The organism is Nocardia brasiliensis IFM 10847, from assembly GCF_000710915.1.
In the GTDB taxonomy this organism is placed as follows: Bacteria; Actinomycetota; Actinomycetes; order Mycobacteriales; family Mycobacteriaceae; genus Nocardia; species Nocardia brasiliensis_A.
Window position 1 is genome coordinate 25,422 of record NZ_BAUA01000184.1, and the last position, 15,257, is coordinate 40,678.

General features: G+C 66.1%; 16 protein-coding genes. 4 read left to right on the forward strand and 12 right to left on the reverse strand.

The features are described 5' to 3' along the window. The first annotated feature begins 1 nt into the window (after position 1). Positions 2-592: a DUF4232 domain-containing protein gene (locus NBRGI_RS50015; RefSeq protein WP_081878370.1), complete on the forward strand. Its 591-nt coding sequence runs from the start codon at positions 2-4 to the stop codon at positions 590-592. Positions 593-1,248: 656 nt separating this feature from the next. Here NBRGI_RS50015 and NBRGI_RS35935 read toward each other — a convergent pair. The 9 genes from NBRGI_RS35935 to hppD all read right to left on the reverse strand — a co-directional run bounded on the left by NBRGI_RS35935 (position 1,249) and on the right by hppD (position 9,591). After that, on the reverse strand, positions 1,249-1,731 hold the full coding sequence (locus NBRGI_RS35935; protein WP_029901624.1) for a hypothetical protein: 483 nt from the start codon (positions 1,729-1,731) through the stop codon (positions 1,249-1,251). Between the two features lie 110 nt (positions 1,732-1,841). Further along, complete coding sequence (gene tuf, locus NBRGI_RS35940; protein WP_029901625.1) at positions 1,842-3,032, reverse strand: elongation factor Tu; 1,191 nt, start codon at positions 3,030-3,032, stop codon at positions 1,842-1,844. A 116-nt stretch (positions 3,033-3,148) separates the two neighbouring features. Continuing rightward, complete coding sequence (gene fusA, locus NBRGI_RS35945; RefSeq protein ID WP_014988438.1) at positions 3,149-5,251, reverse strand: elongation factor G; 2,103 nt, start codon at positions 5,249-5,251, stop codon at positions 3,149-3,151. Between the two features lie 138 nt (positions 5,252-5,389). Next, a complete protein-coding gene (gene rpsG / locus NBRGI_RS35950; protein ID WP_014988439.1) occupies positions 5,390-5,860 on the reverse strand; it encodes a 30S ribosomal protein S7 in 471 nt (156 codons plus the stop codon). A gap of 1 nt (position 5,861) precedes the next feature. After that, a complete protein-coding gene (gene rpsL, locus NBRGI_RS35955; RefSeq protein ID WP_014353064.1) occupies positions 5,862-6,236 on the reverse strand; it encodes a 30S ribosomal protein S12 in 375 nt (124 codons plus the stop codon). A 269-nt stretch (positions 6,237-6,505) separates the two neighbouring features. After that, positions 6,506-7,054, reverse strand: a complete 549-nt coding sequence (locus tag NBRGI_RS35960) for a DUF3558 domain-containing protein (RefSeq protein WP_036562103.1) — start codon at positions 7,052-7,054, stop codon at positions 6,506-6,508. Between the two features lie 29 nt (positions 7,055-7,083). After that, entirely contained in the window at positions 7,084-7,575 is a 492-nt protein-coding gene (locus NBRGI_RS35965) for a DUF3558 domain-containing protein (RefSeq protein ID WP_235211211.1), read from the reverse strand. Between the two features lie 512 nt (positions 7,576-8,087). Beyond that, a complete protein-coding gene (locus tag NBRGI_RS35970) occupies positions 8,088-8,297 on the reverse strand; it encodes a hypothetical protein (RefSeq protein WP_148311088.1) in 210 nt (69 codons plus the stop codon). Between the two features lie 67 nt (positions 8,298-8,364). After that, on the reverse strand, positions 8,365-9,591 hold the full coding sequence (hppD, locus tag NBRGI_RS35975) for a 4-hydroxyphenylpyruvate dioxygenase (RefSeq protein ID WP_228833045.1): 1,227 nt from the start codon (positions 9,589-9,591) through the stop codon (positions 8,365-8,367). Positions 9,592-9,762: 171 nt separating this feature from the next. Between hppD and NBRGI_RS35980 the strand changes: the two genes are divergently transcribed. After that, positions 9,763-10,287: an Lrp/AsnC family transcriptional regulator gene (locus NBRGI_RS35980; RefSeq protein WP_029901630.1), complete on the forward strand. Its 525-nt coding sequence runs from the start codon at positions 9,763-9,765 to the stop codon at positions 10,285-10,287. A 10-nt stretch (positions 10,288-10,297) separates the two neighbouring features. Here NBRGI_RS35980 and NBRGI_RS35985 read toward each other — a convergent pair whose 3' ends face one another. Together NBRGI_RS35985 and NBRGI_RS35990 are read right to left on the reverse strand one after the other, a co-directional pair. Next, positions 10,298-11,407 carry a winged helix DNA-binding domain-containing protein gene (locus tag NBRGI_RS35985; protein ID WP_051728286.1) on the reverse strand — a complete coding sequence of 370 codons (1,110 nt, stop codon included), beginning with the start codon at positions 11,405-11,407 and terminating at the stop codon, positions 10,298-10,300. Between the two features lie 53 nt (positions 11,408-11,460). Next, the gene (locus tag NBRGI_RS35990; RefSeq protein WP_029901632.1) at positions 11,461-12,435 is read right to left on the reverse strand and encodes an NADPH:quinone oxidoreductase family protein; all 975 of its coding nucleotides are present in this window, start codon (positions 12,433-12,435) and stop codon (positions 11,461-11,463) included. 200 nt (positions 12,436-12,635) lie between these two features. Here NBRGI_RS35990 and NBRGI_RS35995 point away from each other — a divergent pair, with 200 nt between their 5' ends. Together NBRGI_RS35995 and NBRGI_RS36000 are read left to right on the forward strand one after the other, a co-directional pair. Beyond that, positions 12,636-12,959: a type VII secretion target gene (locus NBRGI_RS35995; RefSeq protein WP_029901633.1), complete on the forward strand. Its 324-nt coding sequence runs from the start codon at positions 12,636-12,638 to the stop codon at positions 12,957-12,959. Beyond that, positions 12,956-14,086 carry a transglycosylase SLT domain-containing protein gene (locus NBRGI_RS36000; RefSeq protein WP_029901634.1) on the forward strand — a complete coding sequence of 377 codons (1,131 nt, stop codon included), beginning with the start codon at positions 12,956-12,958 and terminating at the stop codon, positions 14,084-14,086. The genes NBRGI_RS35995 and NBRGI_RS36000 overlap by 4 nt, the downstream gene beginning before the upstream one ends. 9 nt (positions 14,087-14,095) lie before the next feature. On the opposite strand, the gene NBRGI_RS48345 is transcribed toward NBRGI_RS36000, so the two are convergent. After that, on the reverse strand, positions 14,096-15,257 hold a 1,162-nt coding region (locus tag NBRGI_RS48345), incomplete at its 5' end, for a DUF7373 family lipoprotein (protein ID WP_029901635.1).

Sequence of the window (15,257 nt, forward strand, 5' to 3'; positions counted from 1 at the left end):
CATGCGTGGCACCGCATTGGCCCTCCTCGCTGTGGCTCTGCCCCTGACCGCGTGCGGAGCCGATACGCCGGACCGATCCGGCGCTGCCACCACGCCATCGGCCTCCGCCACGACGCTGCCCCCACCGCCGGCCAGCAGCCCCGCCCCGCCGCTCACGACCGCGCCCGAAGGCATATCATCCTGCGCCGCAAAAGATCTCACGGTCACGGCGGGCACGCCGGAAGGCGCCACAGGCCACGTCTACCTTTCCCTGCGCTTCACCAACACAGGCACCGTCCCCTGCTCCCTCACCGGCTACCCCACCGTCTCACTGGCCGCAGGCACACCCCCGACCCCCGTCGGTCCCCCTGCCGAACCAGACACCGAAAGCACTCTCCCACAACCGCTCACCCTCTCTCCCGGCTCAACCGCCGCCTCCACGCTCCGCTACACCCAGGCGGGCAACTTCGAATGCGACCGAGCCCCCACCACCCACCTACTCGTCGCCCCGCCCAACGCCCCCGTCCCCCACCCGTTCCCCTTCACCGCCACCGCCTGCACCAACCCCGCCTACCTCCTCCTCCGCCTGACCCACCTCGCCCCGGCCCCCTGACCGACCCGGAAGGACGACCATCAACGTCGACATACGCGCACTTCAGGAAGATTTGCACCGTTACCTCGCGAAAGTCCGCGCTGGGCAAACACTCACCGTCACCGACGACGGGCACTCGATTGCCCACACAGGCCCAGTTCATCCCCGCTCCAACTCGGACCAGCCGCGCTCCGAAGCCCGCATCCGGCCTGCGCGAGCACCCAAGCTCCGCGCACCAGAACCGGTCAGTTGTCACGGCTCGGTAAGCGACCTGATCGAGGACCAGCGACGCTAGTCGGCAGTTCAACCGTGCATACGGGTAGCGATGTCAGTCAGTGGCTTTCGGGTGCCCGGTGCCCGCATAGACGATCCACACGGTGCGTTGGTCATCATCGATGAGTTACCAGATTCGGCCGCTGCCCGTGACCTTGTATTGCCAACGCTCCAGCGGGATACCTTTCCAGGTCGCAGAGCCGAGCCCGCCTTTGAGCCGATGCCGGCGGTCCGGGTTGGCCTTCGCTCTCGGGTCGGCTCTGATCACGTCGTAGGCTCGGCGCAGATTGCCTGGGCCTGGGCAGCCAACTGTTCCCACCCCTGGCAGGATTCGCTTGTCGCCAAACGAATTTCGAATTCACCGCCGATTGCAGGGGGCGCGGCGCGGTCACCGCGTTTGGGGCTCACAGGTCGGACTCGGACTCGTCGGGGACCGGGGCCGGGCCGAAGTCACCTTCCGGCTCCTTGACGACCAGTTCGAGCAGTGCGGGATCAGCATAGATCTCCGCGGTGTGCCGCCACTGCGTCAGCAAGGACGCGATGGGGGCGAGGTTTTCCAGAGCTGCGGCACCCTGCGCTACCGCGACAAGTTCCCGTAAGAACTGGTCCATGTCCGCATCGGGCAGGAATGCCACCCAGGGAACAGCGTCCGGCAGCACATCACGCACCGCCTCTGCACCGACCCGGCGGACCAATCCGGCCAGCAGACGCGCGGTGAAATCGACGACGGCACCCTCGGCGTCGAGCTGCTCGACCCGCATCAGCGCGAGGTCGCCCGCGTCCCGACGGCGCAGACGCACAGCCCGGACCTGATCCAGCAGCCCAGCCGTCACGGCGGGCTTGTGTAGCAGTTCACTGAAGGGAACAACGTCATACGCCGCACTCATAACATCCACACTACCTCGGATGTTCGCGAACGTCTGCCGACCCACCCCCCGAAACGCCGAACGGCGCCGCTCCGGAGGAGCGACGCCGTTCGGGTCAGCGATTCAGGGAATCACTTGATGATCTTCGTGACGCGACCGGCGCCGACGGTGCGGCCACCCTCGCGGATCGCGAAGCGCAGACCCTCGTCCATGGCGACCGGCTGGATCAGCTTGACGGACATCTCGGTGTTGTCACCGGGCATGACCATCTCGGTGCCCTCGGGCAGGGTCACAACGCCCGTCACGTCAGTCGTACGGAAGTAGAACTGCGGACGGTAGTTGTTGAAGAACGGGGTGTGGCGGCCACCCTCGTCCTTCGACAGGATGTACGCCTGGCCCTCGAACTCGGTGTGCGGGGTGGTGGTGCCCGGCTTCACGACGACCTGGCCACGCTCGACATCTTCGCGCTTGATACCACGAACGAGCAGACCGACGTTGTCGCCCGCCTGGCCCTGATCGAGCAGCTTGCGGAACATCTCGATACCGGTGACGGTGGTCTTGGTGCTCTTCTCGCGGATGCCGACGATCTCGACTTCCTCGTTCACGTTGATGATGCCGCGCTCGACACGACCGGTGACGACGGTGCCACGACCGGTGATGGTGAACACGTCCTCGACGGGCATGAGGAACGGCTTCTCGGTCTCACGGACCGGGTCCGGGATCGACTCGTCGACGGCGTTCATCAGTTCCAGAACCGACTCGGTCCACTTCGGGTCGCCCTCGAGCGCCTTCAGACCGGAGACGCGCACGACCGGCGCGTCCTCGTCGAATTCCTGGGCGGCCAGCAGTTCGCGGACCTCCATCTCGACGAGCTCGAGGATTTCCTCGTCGTCGACCATGTCCGACTTGTTCAGCGCGACCAGGATGTAGGGCACGCCGACCTGACGGGCGAGCAGCACGTGCTCACGCGTCTGGGGCATCGGGCCGTCGGTGGCGGCGACCACGAGGATGGCACCGTCCATCTGCGCCGCACCGGTGATCATGTTCTTGATGTAGTCGGCGTGACCCGGCGCGTCGACGTGCGCGTAGTGGCGCTTTTCCGTCTGGTATTCGACGTGGGAGATGTTGATCGTGATACCACGAGCCTTCTCCTCCGGCGCCTTGTCGATCTGATCGAAGGCAAAGCTCTCGTTCAGATCCGGGTACTTGTCAGCCAGCACCTTCGTGATCGCTGCGGTCAGCGTGGTCTTGCCGTGGTCGACGTGACCGATGGTGCCGATGTTGACGTGCGGCTTCGTCCGCTCGAACTTCGCCTTCGCCACTGTGGTGTCCTCCTGGACTTGTTGGTGCGTGCAGTTGCAGCAGTGCGGTTATTACTTGGGGTCGTGCTGACTCCCGGCCATTGGGGGCAAGTCTTGCACCTGCCCCCAACGAGGTCTTACTCGCCGGTCGCCTTGGCGATGATCTCCTTCGACACGTTGGCCGGAACCTCCGCGTACGAGTTGAACACCATGGAGTAGTTCGCCCGGCCCTGGGTCTTCGACCGCAGGTCACCGATGTAACCGAACATCTCCGAGAGCGGAACCAGCGCCTTGACGACACGGGCACCACTGCGTTCCTCCATGGCCTGGATCTGGCCACGGCGGGAGTTCAGGTCGCCGATCACTTCGCCCATGTAGTCCTCGGGCGTGATGACCTCGACCGCCATCAGCGGTTCGAGAATCACCGGACCGGCTTTACGAGCCGCTTCCTTCAGGGCCTGCGAGCCGGCGATCTTGAACGCCATTTCCGAAGAGTCGACGTCGTGGTAAGCGCCGTCGAGCAGGATGACCTTCAGGTTCACCAGCGGGTAGCCCGCGAGCACACCGTACTGCATGGCGTCCTGCGCACCGGCGTCCACCGAAGGGATGTACTCGCGCGGAACGCGACCACCCGAGACCTTGTTCTCGAACTCGTAGGTCGCGCCGTCCTCGCCGACGAACGGCTCGAGGGCGATGATGACCTTCGCGAACTGGCCGGAGCCACCCGTCTGCTTCTTGTGGGTGAACTCGAGCTTCTCGACCTTCTTGGTGATCGTCTCGCGGTAGGCCACCTGCGGCTTGCCGACGTTCGCCTCGACCTTGAACTCGCGACGCATGCGGTCGACGAGGATGTCGAGGTGGAGCTCGCCCATACCGCCGATGACGGTCTGGCCGGTCTCCTGGTCGAGCTTGACCGAGAAGGTCGGGTCCTCTTCCGACAGACGCTGGATCGCGGTGCCCAGCTTCTCCTGGTCGGACTTGGTCTTCGGCTCGATGGAGACCTCGATGACCGGGTCCGGGAAGGTCATGGACTCGAGCACGATCTGGTTCTGCGGATCGCAGAGGGTGTCACCGGTGGTGGTGTCCTTCAGGCCGATGACCGCGTAGATGTGGCCGGCCATGGCCTCGCCGACCGGGTTCTCCTTGTTGGAGTGCATCTGGAACAGCTTGCCCAGACGCTCCTTCTTACCCTTGGTCGAGTTGATGACCTGGGCGCCGGAGTCGACCTTGCCGGAGTACACGCGGACGTAGGTCAGCTTGCCGAAGAAGGGGTGCACGGCGATCTTGAACGCCAGCGCCGCGAACGGCTCCGAGGTGTTCGCGTCGCGGTGGATGACCTCGTCTTCCTTGTTCGGCACGTGACCGTCGGTGCCGCCGTCGTCCAGCGGAGTCGGCAGGTAGTCGATCACCGCGTCGAGCATGGGCTGCACGCCCTTGTTCTTGAACGCGGAGCCACACAGGATCGGGTACAGCTCGGAGTTGACCGTCATCTTGCGGATGGCGCCCTTGATCTCCTCGATCGTGAGCTCCTCGCCGCCGAAGAACTTCTCGAGCAGCGCCTCGTCGGACTCGGCGACGGTCTCCAGCAGTTCCTGACGGTACTGCTCGGCCTTCTCCTTGAGATCGGCCGGGATCTCCTCGACCTCGTACTTCTCGCCGAGCTTGGTCTCGCCCTTCCAGACCTTGGCGTTCATCTCGACCAGGTCGACGATGCCCTCGAAGGTGTCCTCCGCGCCGATCGGCAGCTGGATGACCAGCGGCTTGGCACCGAGGCGGTCCTTGATGGTCTGCACGGTGAAGTAGAAGTCCGCGCCGAGCTTGTCCATCTTGTTGACGAAGCAGATTCGCGGCACGTCGTACTTGTCGGCCTGACGCCACACCTGCTCGGACTGCGGCTCGACGCCTTCCTTGCCGTCGAACACCGCAACGGCGCCGTCGAGCACGCGCAGCGACCGCTCCACCTCGACGGTGAAGTCGACGTGCCCGGGGGTGTCGATGATGTTGATCTGGTTGTCGTTCCAGAAGCACGTGGTAGCCGCGGAGGTGATGGTGATACCACGCTCCTGCTCCTGCTCCATCCAGTCCATCGTGGCCGCGCCGTCGTGGACCTCACCGATCTTGTAGGTGATACCGGTGTAGAAGAGGATGCGTTCAGTTGTGGTCGTCTTGCCCGCATCAATGTGGGCCATGATGCCGATGTTGCGGACCTTGTTCAGGTCGGTGAGCACGTCCTGTGCCACGGAAATCTTCCCCGCTCGTAGCTAGTTGGGATTTTCGGGGACGACCCTGTGGTCGTCACTATGTCAACGCCGGCAGCGGCAGGTGAGTGCCGCGGCCGGCTGTGCCTCCCGACCCAATAACAACGGGCCGGGCAGACGTCACCAGCGGTAGTGCGCGAAGGCCCGGTTCGACTCGGCCATCTTGTGGGTGTCTTCGCGACGCTTCACGGAGGCACCGAGACCATTGCTGGCATCGAGCAGCTCGTTGGCGAGACGCTCGACCATGGTCTTCTCGCGACGCGCCCGCGAGAAGTTCACGAGCCAGCGCAGCGCAAGGGTGTTGGCGCGGCCGGGACGAACCTCGACCGGCACCTGGTAGGTGGCGCCACCGACGCGGCGCGGCTTCACCTCGAGCGACGGCTTGACGTTGTCGAGCGCGCGCTTGAGAGTGACGACCGGGTCGGTGCCGGTCTTGTCGCGTGCCTGCTCCAGCGCGCCGTAGACGATGCGCTCGGCGGTGGACTTCTTGCCGTCCAGCAGGATCTTGTTGACCAGCTGAGTGACCAGCGGCGAACCGTAAACCGGGTCGTTGATCAGCGGACGCTTGGGTGCGGGGCCCTTGCGTGGCATATCAGCTCTTCTCCTTCTTGGCGCCGTAACGGCTGCGGGCCTGCTTGCGGTTCTTCACACCCTGGGTGTCGAGGGAGCCGCGGATGATCTTGTAGCGCACACCGGGGAGGTCCTTCACACGACCGCCGCGCACGAGCACCATCGAGTGCTCCTGCAGGTTGTGACCCTCGCCGGGGATGTAGGCCGTGACCTCGACCGCGCTGGTCAGGCGAACACGCGCGACCTTACGCAGCGCGGAGTTCGGCTTCTTCGGGGTCGTGGTGTACACGCGGGTGCACACGCCACGACGCTGCGGGCTCCCCTTGAGGGCCGCGGTCTTCGTCTTCGCGACCTTGTCGCGGCGACCCTTGCGGACCAGCTGGTTGATCGTTGGCATAGACCGGCTTTCCTTATTAGTTAACGCGGTGTCTGGAACTTCATGTCTGTTAATCGAGCTTTCACCCGCACGTCCAACCACGTTTCTCGCGTCCCGAGGTCGGGCGTGTCGCGCGCGGCGCAGGGCCCGAATTACGGGCACGCTGGAGGTGTCAGCCGCTTTCGCTGGCCTACGGTCACGCACGAACTTGCCCGCATGCTTCCGGGCACAGCGATCCACGATACTCGTGGCCGCGACACAGGGTCAAAGCGGGGTGTCTGGAGACCCCGTCACCTGGCCAAGTTCAGGGTCAACTCTACGAGTTTCTTCGCGCCCGCGCACGGATCCGGGTGCGCGGATCCCGGGCGGTAATTGATCCAGAAGCCGATCACGCCCTGATCCGCCGCGCCCGCGCTGACGCCGCAGGAGTCCGGATCGTTGGGCCGCCGGATCTCCAGCGCGCGCCGGCCGTCGATGGTGGCGTTGGTGGTGGTGTAGCCGAGTTTGTCGTTGGTCGTCTTCTCGTTGTTCAGCGAACCGATCTCGTACCAGTTCAACGTGACCATGGCGTTGCCGCCCGGCGCGCCCTGCACGTCCCACATGCAGACCGCCCCGTAGAAGGAGGGCTGCGGGAACGCGTCCTTGGCGCCGACCGCGTCGGCGATCTGATCCAGCCGCACCACCTCGCATTCGCGAAGCAACTTGTCGAACTTGGTGTTCACCGGGTCGCCGGTACCGGAACCGGCCGGAAACGCCTCCCCGCTGATCGTCTGCCCGCAGCCGGTGGCGGTGGCCGCGATGGTCAACACGGTGGCGGCGGTGAGTATTCCCCGCGTCACGTCACGACGATGCATTGCCGTCCTCCCCGTCACTTCAGCCGCTGCACGGTCAGTTCGGCGAGCTTGTGCATCCGATCGCACGGATTGCCGTCCGGAGGAAACGCACCGAACGACATGGACCACTCGAAGAAGTCGTCATCGAGCTGCACTGCGAGGTCGCAGACCTTGCCGTCCGGCTCCAGTGCCTGCCACCCACTGCGCCCGCCGACGTCGATCACCTGTGGATTGCGGCCCTGGGTAGAGACCCAGGCCTTCTCCCTCGCGATCGGACTGCCCCGGTAGGAAGCAAAAGTAACGCTGGGCGAACCATAGCCCGACGACTGCCAATTGCAGCCGACCGAATTCTTCAGCACCTGGGAAATCTGACCGAGGCGTGCAATGTCACGCACCTCGTCATCGGTGACGTGCCCGCACTCGCCGACGAACGGACCGAGCGTGGCCACTTTCGGCGGCGGGCGGAGGGGCGTACCGGCATCGGACGAGTCGCCGCCGGAACCACACGCGGACAACATCAGCACCATGGCCGTGCCCGTGATGATCGCCGCCGTGATACGCATGCCTGAGACTCTACCGGCGGGTCCAGGTAGGTGGCCCGGTCCAACTCACCGGCGGACTGCCAAGTCGAGGAATCGGCATCGCCAGCGACGAGACACAGCCATAAGCTCGCATCAGTTCGCAGCCGGCGCCCGGGGTCATCGCGTGATCAAACGAAACTTGTTCGGATACAAGAAGACTCGGCAGGACAGGGGGGATAGTTCATGAAGAAGCTCACCCGTGCGGCGACCATCGCCACTTTCTTCGGATTGATTTCGACCAGTAGCGCGGTGACAGCGTCCGCGACAAATGCACAAGTCGGCCTGTATCCGAGCAGGCAAGCATGCATCGACGCAGGCACAGCTATGTTCCCAGGCCGGTATGGTGAGTGGTACTGCCTTCCTGCGGGGGTGGACGACGGTAATTACCGTCCAGATCAGCCGCATGGATTGTGGCGGGGCCCGCTGCGCTCATAGCGCTCGTCATTCCCGCGAATTCGCTATCCGCTGTCGGGGACGCGCAACTCGTAGGCTTGCCGCGAGTCGATATAGACGCACTGGGCCGGGCCCGACTTGTAGCGCGACATGGCGGACAGGCAGTCGTCGAGGGTCGGGTAGTACGTCGGGGCGGGTTCGGCTCGGGCCGTCCCGCCCGCCCCGAGGGCGAGCAGGACGGCCAGCACAGCCGCTGCGGCAGATCGTTCGAGCACTGCGGCCCTCCCCCAACATCCGGCGAATCCACGGAGCGTACTGCCGGATACTCAGGGCCACAACCGATCACAGATTGCCGCGCGCCTCCTGCTCCTTCTCGATCGCCTCGAACAGCGCCTTGAAGTTGCCCTTGCCGAAGCCGAGCGAACCGTGCCGTTCGATCAGTTCGAAGAAGACGGTGGGCCGGTCGGTGATCGGCTTGGTGAAGATCTGCAGCAGGTAGCCGTCCTCGTCGCGGTCGACCAGGATGCCACGGCTCTTGAGCTCCTCGACCGGGACGCGGACGCGGCCGATCCGGGCCCGCAGTTCCGGGTCGTCGTAGTAACTGTCGGGGGCGTCGAGGAATTCGACGCCTTCCCGGCGCAACGCGTCGACGCAGGCGAGGATATCGCCGGTGGCGAGCGCGATGTGCTGCACGCCGGGGCCGCGATAGAACTCGAGGTACTCGTCGATCTGCGAGCGCTTCTTGGCCACTGCGGGCTCGTTCAACGGGAACTTCACCCGATGGTTGCCGTTGGCAACGACCTTGCTCATCAGCGCCGAGTACTCGGTGGCGATGTCGTCGCCGACGAACTCGGCCATGTTCGTGAAACCCATGACGCGGCGGTAGAACTCGACCCATTCGTCCATCTGGCCGAGCTCGACGTTGCCGACGACGTGGTCGACGGCCTGGAACAGCCGCTTCGGGGCGCCCTCGCGCGGCTGGTAACCGGCCTTGCGGGTGACGTAGCCGGGCAGATAGGGACCGTTGTAGCCGGAACGATCGACCAGGGTGTGCCGGGTCTCGCCGTAGGTGGCCAGTGCCGCACTGCGGACGGTGCCGAATTCGTCTGTGTCGTCATGGGGTTCGACGAGCACGGTGGCGCCGTGGTTGCGCGCCCACTCGACGCAGCGGTCCACATCGGGCACCTCGAGCGCGATGTCGACGACGCCGTCGCCGTGCCGATCGTGGTGACCGACCAGCGGGCTGTCCGGGTCGACCGCGCCCTTGACCACGAAGCGCGCGCTGCCGCTGCGCAAGACGTAGGCCTTGTGATCACGGTTGCCGGTCTCGGGACCGGAGTAGGCCTCCAGGCGCATGCCGAAGGCGGATTCCAGATAGTGCGCGGTCTGCGTCGCGTTGCCGACGACCCAGACGAGGGCGTCCCAGCCGATCACGGGGAACGGATCGGCGCTGCTGTCGTGATCGACGAGGCCGACGAGTTTGCGCAGCTCGCTGTCGGTGGGGGCCGTGCTGGTCAGGTCATCGGCGGGCGTGCTGGACCGGGCGTTCGGCAGGTGCTCGATGGTCATGCCACAAGTAATCGTCAGGCTTGCCCGATAGGCAACAGCGGCCAATTTCGATAGACACTGTGGCGAATTCGGCTAGGAACTACCCCTGAATGCTGGACAATTTGAATAGCACCAAGACGCTGGTGCTCATCCCGGCTGGAAGCCCAGCCCGTGCTCGGAACGGAGGCCGACATGTCGCGCACGCCGGCGAAACTGGACGAACTCGATCTCGCGATCCTCACCGCGATGCATGAATACCAGAAGGCGGGGATTCTCGAATTGTCCCGCCGGACGCGGGTGGCCAGGGCGACCGTGCAGTCCAGGATCGGACGGATGGAGGAGGCGGGCATCATCGCCTCCTACGACCCGCAGATCGATGTCACCGCAGCGGGTTTCGACGTGCAGGCGTTCGTCACGCTGGAGATCGCGCAGGGCGCGCTGGACGCCGTCGCGGCCGAACTCGACGCGATACCGGGGGTGCTGGAGGCCTACGCGACCACCGGCTCGGGCGACGTGTGGTGCCGGATCGGCGCGGATTCGCACGCGGGGCTGCAAACGGTGTTGCTGAGTATCGACCGGACCTCGTCGGTGGTGCGCTCGCACAGCGTCATCGTGCTGTCCACGGTGGTGCCGATGCGCACGCTGCCGCTGCTGCGCACCCTGGACCCGGCGGGGACGACCAAAGCGCCCGCCTATCGCGTGACACCGGACAAATAGGGACCGCGGCTCAGGGGCGCAGATCGGCGTCCACGTCCAGGATTTCCACCCGGGGCTCCTTGTCCGCCTCCATGAAGCCCAGCAGCGCATGGCTTTCCGCGTCCACGGCGGCCCGCTCGGCCTTGGTCCACTTGCGGGTGGGGCTGATGCGCAGGCGGGCGGCGCCGGCCTCGGTGAAGATCTTGTACAGCCCGGCGAGGTAGCCGTCGACCAGCACCGGCGCCACCGCGGCGGCGAAGCGGCGCAGATGCGGCGCGTCGCCGTCGGGCACGATCCTGGTCCGGTCCTGGTGCGAGAGCACGGCGTTGTCGTACCAGCCGAGCAGGCGCACGGGGGCGGGCAGATCCGGATCGGCCAGTACCCCGTCGGCGACGTCGTAGAGCGTGCGGCCGCGCTCGTCGGTGTAGGTCCGCACCCGATCGCCGAGCTGCTCGATCGCCTGCTTCATGCCGAGCATCTTCGACCAGGTCTGCATGTCCATGGTGCTGGCCGGCCCGAACGCGCGCAGATAGCGGAACAGCAACTCCGCCAACGGATAAGTGGGATCGAGCGGCTTGCCCAGCCACGGCTCGACCCGTGACCAGATCGGCCTGCTGCTGTCCTTCCATTTGCCGCGCGGCGGAGTCTGCAGCACCGGCAGCTGATAGAGCCAGGTCTGCACGACCATGCCGGGATTGCGGTCCGGGTAGATCTTTTCGGCCGCCGCGCGCAGGGCGGCGGCCGACATCGGCTCGTCGCCGAGCACCCGTTCACCGTGCGCGCGGACCTCGTCGGGATCCAGACCGACCATCGCGCCGTAGTTGAAACCCTTTCGGAACGGCACCTTTTCGAGCTCGGGCTGGATATGCGGCGCGATCCGCAGCGCGTCGGGCGGCGTCACCAGGTGAATGGTGCCGCGCATCAAGGTGATTCGGACCAGCGAGCGGTCCTCCAGTCCGGTGGACACCGTCGCCGGATCGAAATCCGCGATGCGACTCCACAGCGCGACGAACGGTGGCGGCGAATCCTGCGCCTGCAGGCCGACGAGATGGTCGCACATCTCGGGCACCGACAGCGACGAGCGCGCCAGCAGGTGCTGGCGGGCCAGCAGCGTTCGGTTCAAAGTCCGGTTGGACAGCATTCTCGGCATTCCAGAAGGGGCGAGGGATGGGACGGCATGCTTCGTCGCGCGATTCAGCGCAGCGTGACCACGACCTTGCCGGTCGCGGTGCGGTTGTCCAGCGAGGCGACCGCCTCGGCCGCACGCTCCAGCGGGTACAGCACCGGCTGCGGCGGTGCGATCTTGCCGGCCGCCAGCAACGGCTCCACCTCGGCCCACTGCTCGGCCAGATAGCCGGGATGGGTCATCACCCATTCGCCCCAGGCGGCACCGGTCACCTCGACGTTCTTGAGCAGCAAGCGATTCACCTTCACGGTGGGGATCTCGCCCGCGGTGAAGCCGACCACCAGCAACCGGCCCGCGGAGGCGAGCGAGCGGATGCTGTCGGTGAACCGGTCACCGCCCACCGGGTCGAGCACGATGTCCACCCCGCGCCCGCCGGTCAGCTCCTTGACCGCGGCGAGCCAGCCGTCGGTGAGCACCACGTGGGTCGCGCCGTTCGCGCGCGCCACCTCGGCCTTGGCCTCGGTGCTGACCACCGCGACGACCCGGCCCGCGCCGAGCGCGGCCGCCATCCGCAGGGTAGAGGTACCGATGCCGCCCGCGGCGCCGTGCACCAGCACCGTCTCACCCGCGGCCAGCCTGCCGCGGTTGCGCAGGCAGAAGTGCACGGTGAGGTCGTTGAACAGGATGCCGGCGCCCGCTTCGAGCGAAATATTGTCCGGCAGACGGAACACCATCTGCGCCGGCGCCACGGCGACCTCGCCCATGGCATTGCCGAGCAACGTCAGCGCGACCACCCGGTCGCCGGCCCGCACGTGCGCGTCCGCGGGCGCCTCGCGCACGATGCCCGCCACCTCGCCGCCGACCACGAATGGCAGTTCGGGCTTCATCTGATAGAGCCCGCGGGTCATCAGCACATCGGGAAACGCGACACCGGCCGCGTGCACGTCGATCACCACGCCGCCCGGATAGGCCGCGGGCTCCGGAATGTCGACGATCTCGATGGACTCCGGTCCCTCGAGCTTGCTGACCTGGGCTGCGCGCATCTGCCGACCTCTCTGTCCTGGCATCGGCTCGTCCGGCGCCGACGCCGCCGTGATCAACATAACTGACGCCGCGGTAGGTAGTCCTTTTTCGCGACCAGCCAACCGGTGGCAGGACTGCCGACCTGCTGTTCGGCACCCGTGCGGACCAGCCGATTTTGCTATGCTGACCGCGACCTACGGTCGGGCGGGAAGGGGGACTCATGGTCGAACGTAATCAGCCACCTGCGACGAACATGCAGGTCGATCCGGAGGCACTGCGCTCGTTCGCGCAAACCCTCGGCACCGAGTCGACGGAGGTCGGCGGGCTCAACGCGGGCAGCGCGTTCACCGGCGCGGCCGCCGCGCTGCCAGGCACCGAATTCGGCACTGCCGCCGATCAGGCCAACGATGTCGTCAACCGCTGTCTGCAGCGGATCGGCAGCCGGCTCACCACCCTCGCGGACAACATGCACAACGCCGCGGGCAAATACGAACTGGCCGAAGACGATTTCGCCGCGAAGCTCCGCGCGATCGGACTGTCATGACGCTCAGCATCACCGATATCGAAAGTTGGCAGCCGGACCAGCTCACCGTCGCGGGCGATCACGCGGGCACGATCTCGTCGGGTCTCGACACCGCGGTCGGCAAGGGCTCCTCGGCCACCGCCGCTCTCTCGGAGGCGAAGAAGTGGTCGGGTAACGCAGGCGCCGCGGCGAATACGCGGATGGACACCGAGAAGACCCGAGCCTCGGCGGTGAGCGCCGCCCTGCTGGAATTGAAAACTGCCTTCACCGCACAGGTGACCAACCTGACCGAAGCGAAAGCCAAGGTCCTGCGGCTGCGCGACGACGCCGTGAACCAGCAGCCGCCCTTCGATGTCCAGGCCAACGGCACCGTCACCGCGGACACCCGCATCGCGGCACTGCGCGAACACGCCGACAAGGCGAATGTCGAGAACCTCGTCCTCGATGAAACGCTCGCCGCGGCGACCCGCACCTGGGACCTGACCAATGCGCTGAAGTCCGCCGAAACGGTGGCGGGGCAAGCGAAGACGCAGGTGGACACGGCCGTCGGCAAGCTGGAGCAGGCCTTCACCGGCCTCGGCGATCCGGGCGCGAACGTCGCCGCGCCGCCGGTGCAGACCGCGCCCGCGAGCGTCGCGGCACCGGTGACCAGCAAGCCGTCCTCGAACGGGTCGAGCTATCTGACCGGCGGCACGCACAACAACGGCAGCGGATCGTCCTCCGGCAGTCCCTATACGGGCAGCTATTCCGGCGGTCCGAGTTCGAGCGCGCCGACCGGCCCGATGCCGAGCGGCGATGTCGCGAAATGGATCGCCGAAGCCAAGCAGAAACTCATCGAAATGGGCTACAAGCCCGAGGATATCGATGAGCGCGCGATCGCGCTGATCATCCAGCACGAGTCCAGCGGTAATCCGTACGCGGAGAACCGCACCGATATCAACTGGATCAACGGGCATCCGTCGAAGGGCCTCATGCAAACGATCGACAGCACCTTCAACGCGTACAAGGCGCCTGGGCACGACGATATCTGGAATCCGGTGGACAACATCATCGCCGGTGTCCGCTATTCCATCGACACCTACGGCTCGGTCACGAATGTCCCCGGCGTAGTGGCGGTCAACTCCGGAAGTGCTTACCGCGGTTACTGATACCGGCGCTCAGCGGGTATTCGCGAACAGCGCGTACTGGGCCGCCGCGCGTTGCTGAGTATCCAAGAGTTGCTGGCCGATGATCAGTGCGGCGTATTCGTGGTAGGCGACGAAACATCTGAACTGCGCGCTCTTGGTCACGTTGTAGCTCTGCAGGCACAGCGCGTCGGGAACGTCTTCCGGCGGATCGAAGGCGCGCCGGTCGGCCGGACTGTCCAATTCCACTGATTCCGTGACGAATTGCTTGGCCGCGGCGGCGTCCCGGGTACGGAAGACGAAAACACTGGGCGTCATCGCGACGCGATCGACACCGGCCCGCCGCAGCACCGGATAACGGCCGGACTGATCGAGAATGTAGTTGAGATATCCGCGCAAGGTCAGCACGACCTCACCCTGGCCGTCGGGCTGCGGCACCGTCGCGCCGGGGTGCAGCGTACGCGTCAGGACGCGATCCGGATCCTGCTGCAGCGTGCCGAACTCGGTGGTCGGCGTCGGCGTGAACCGGTCCAGCGCAGGCAGTTCCGCATCCAGATACTTCTGAGTGATGCCGATCAGCCGGGTCAGATCCGTGGTGCGCGCGTCGGCCAGCGTGCTGATCACGAACACCCCGTGCGCGGTCGTGCTGCCGAGAGTGGGGACCGCGGGCCGCCAATGTGCGCCGGAGTCCGGGTATTTCGGCAGCTGCACGGCGGCGTTCTCCGGACTGAGCGCGAAGTCGACCGCGTTCATCTCCGCCGCGGCAGCTTTCGCCGCGTCCTTGTCCCGGAATCGCAGCACGGTGACGGTGAGCCCTTCGCGTTCGCGACTGCCCTCCGTCGCACGCGTCAACGGGAGCACCGCGTCAGCCGAACCGGTGGAGAACCCGACGACGAAGCCGTGATTCTGCAGCACCGGCAGGACCGGCTCGGCGAGATAGCTGGTCAAGGTCTCGATGCCGGTGTGCACCTGCGCCGAGGCACCCGCGGAGTACTTGTCGTCCACCTCGTGCGGGCTCAGCACGGCATCGGCCAGTCGCGCGCCCTCCAGCCGGGCGTAGCCGACGGGATCCAGGCTCGGCGCGATCTTCGGCACCGCCGTCGGATATCCGCCGACATCGAATTTCCGGGTGTCCGCCTCACCGGGCAGTGCGGTCCCGCGCACGTCGCCGCAGCCGCAGAGCGCGAACAGGGCG

What these genes read in the sequence shown, in the direction of transcription:
- hppD (WP_228833045.1), bottom strand. Translation starts at nt 9,591, where the DNA reads ATGACCATCGAGCACCTGCCGAACGCCCGGTCCAGCACGCCCGCCGAT.
- NBRGI_RS35935 (WP_029901624.1), bottom strand. Translation starts at nt 1,731, where the DNA reads ATGAGTGCGGCGTATGACGTTGTTCCCTTCAGTGAACTGCTACACAAG.
- NBRGI_RS35995 (WP_029901633.1), top strand. Translation starts at nt 12,636, where the DNA reads ATGGTCGAACGTAATCAGCCACCTGCGACGAACATGCAGGTCGATCCG.
- rpsG (WP_014988439.1), bottom strand. Translation starts at nt 5,860, where the DNA reads ATGCCACGCAAGGGCCCCGCACCCAAGCGTCCGCTGATCAACGACCCG.
- NBRGI_RS35985 (WP_051728286.1), bottom strand. Translation starts at nt 11,407, where the DNA reads ATGCTGTCCAACCGGACTTTGAACCGAACGCTGCTGGCCCGCCAGCAC.
- NBRGI_RS36000 (WP_029901634.1), top strand. Translation starts at nt 12,956, where the DNA reads ATGACGCTCAGCATCACCGATATCGAAAGTTGGCAGCCGGACCAGCTC.
- NBRGI_RS35965 (WP_235211211.1), bottom strand. Translation starts at nt 7,575, where the DNA reads ATGGTGCTGATGTTGTCCGCGTGTGGTTCCGGCGGCGACTCGTCCGAT.
- rpsL (WP_014353064.1), bottom strand. Translation starts at nt 6,236, where the DNA reads ATGCCAACGATCAACCAGCTGGTCCGCAAGGGTCGCCGCGACAAGGTC.
- NBRGI_RS35990 (WP_029901632.1), bottom strand. Translation starts at nt 12,435, where the DNA reads ATGCGCGCAGCCCAGGTCAGCAAGCTCGAGGGACCGGAGTCCATCGAG.
- NBRGI_RS35980 (WP_029901630.1), top strand. Translation starts at nt 9,763, where the DNA reads ATGTCGCGCACGCCGGCGAAACTGGACGAACTCGATCTCGCGATCCTC.
- NBRGI_RS50015 (WP_081878370.1), top strand. Translation starts at nt 2, where the DNA reads ATGCGTGGCACCGCATTGGCCCTCCTCGCTGTGGCTCTGCCCCTGACC.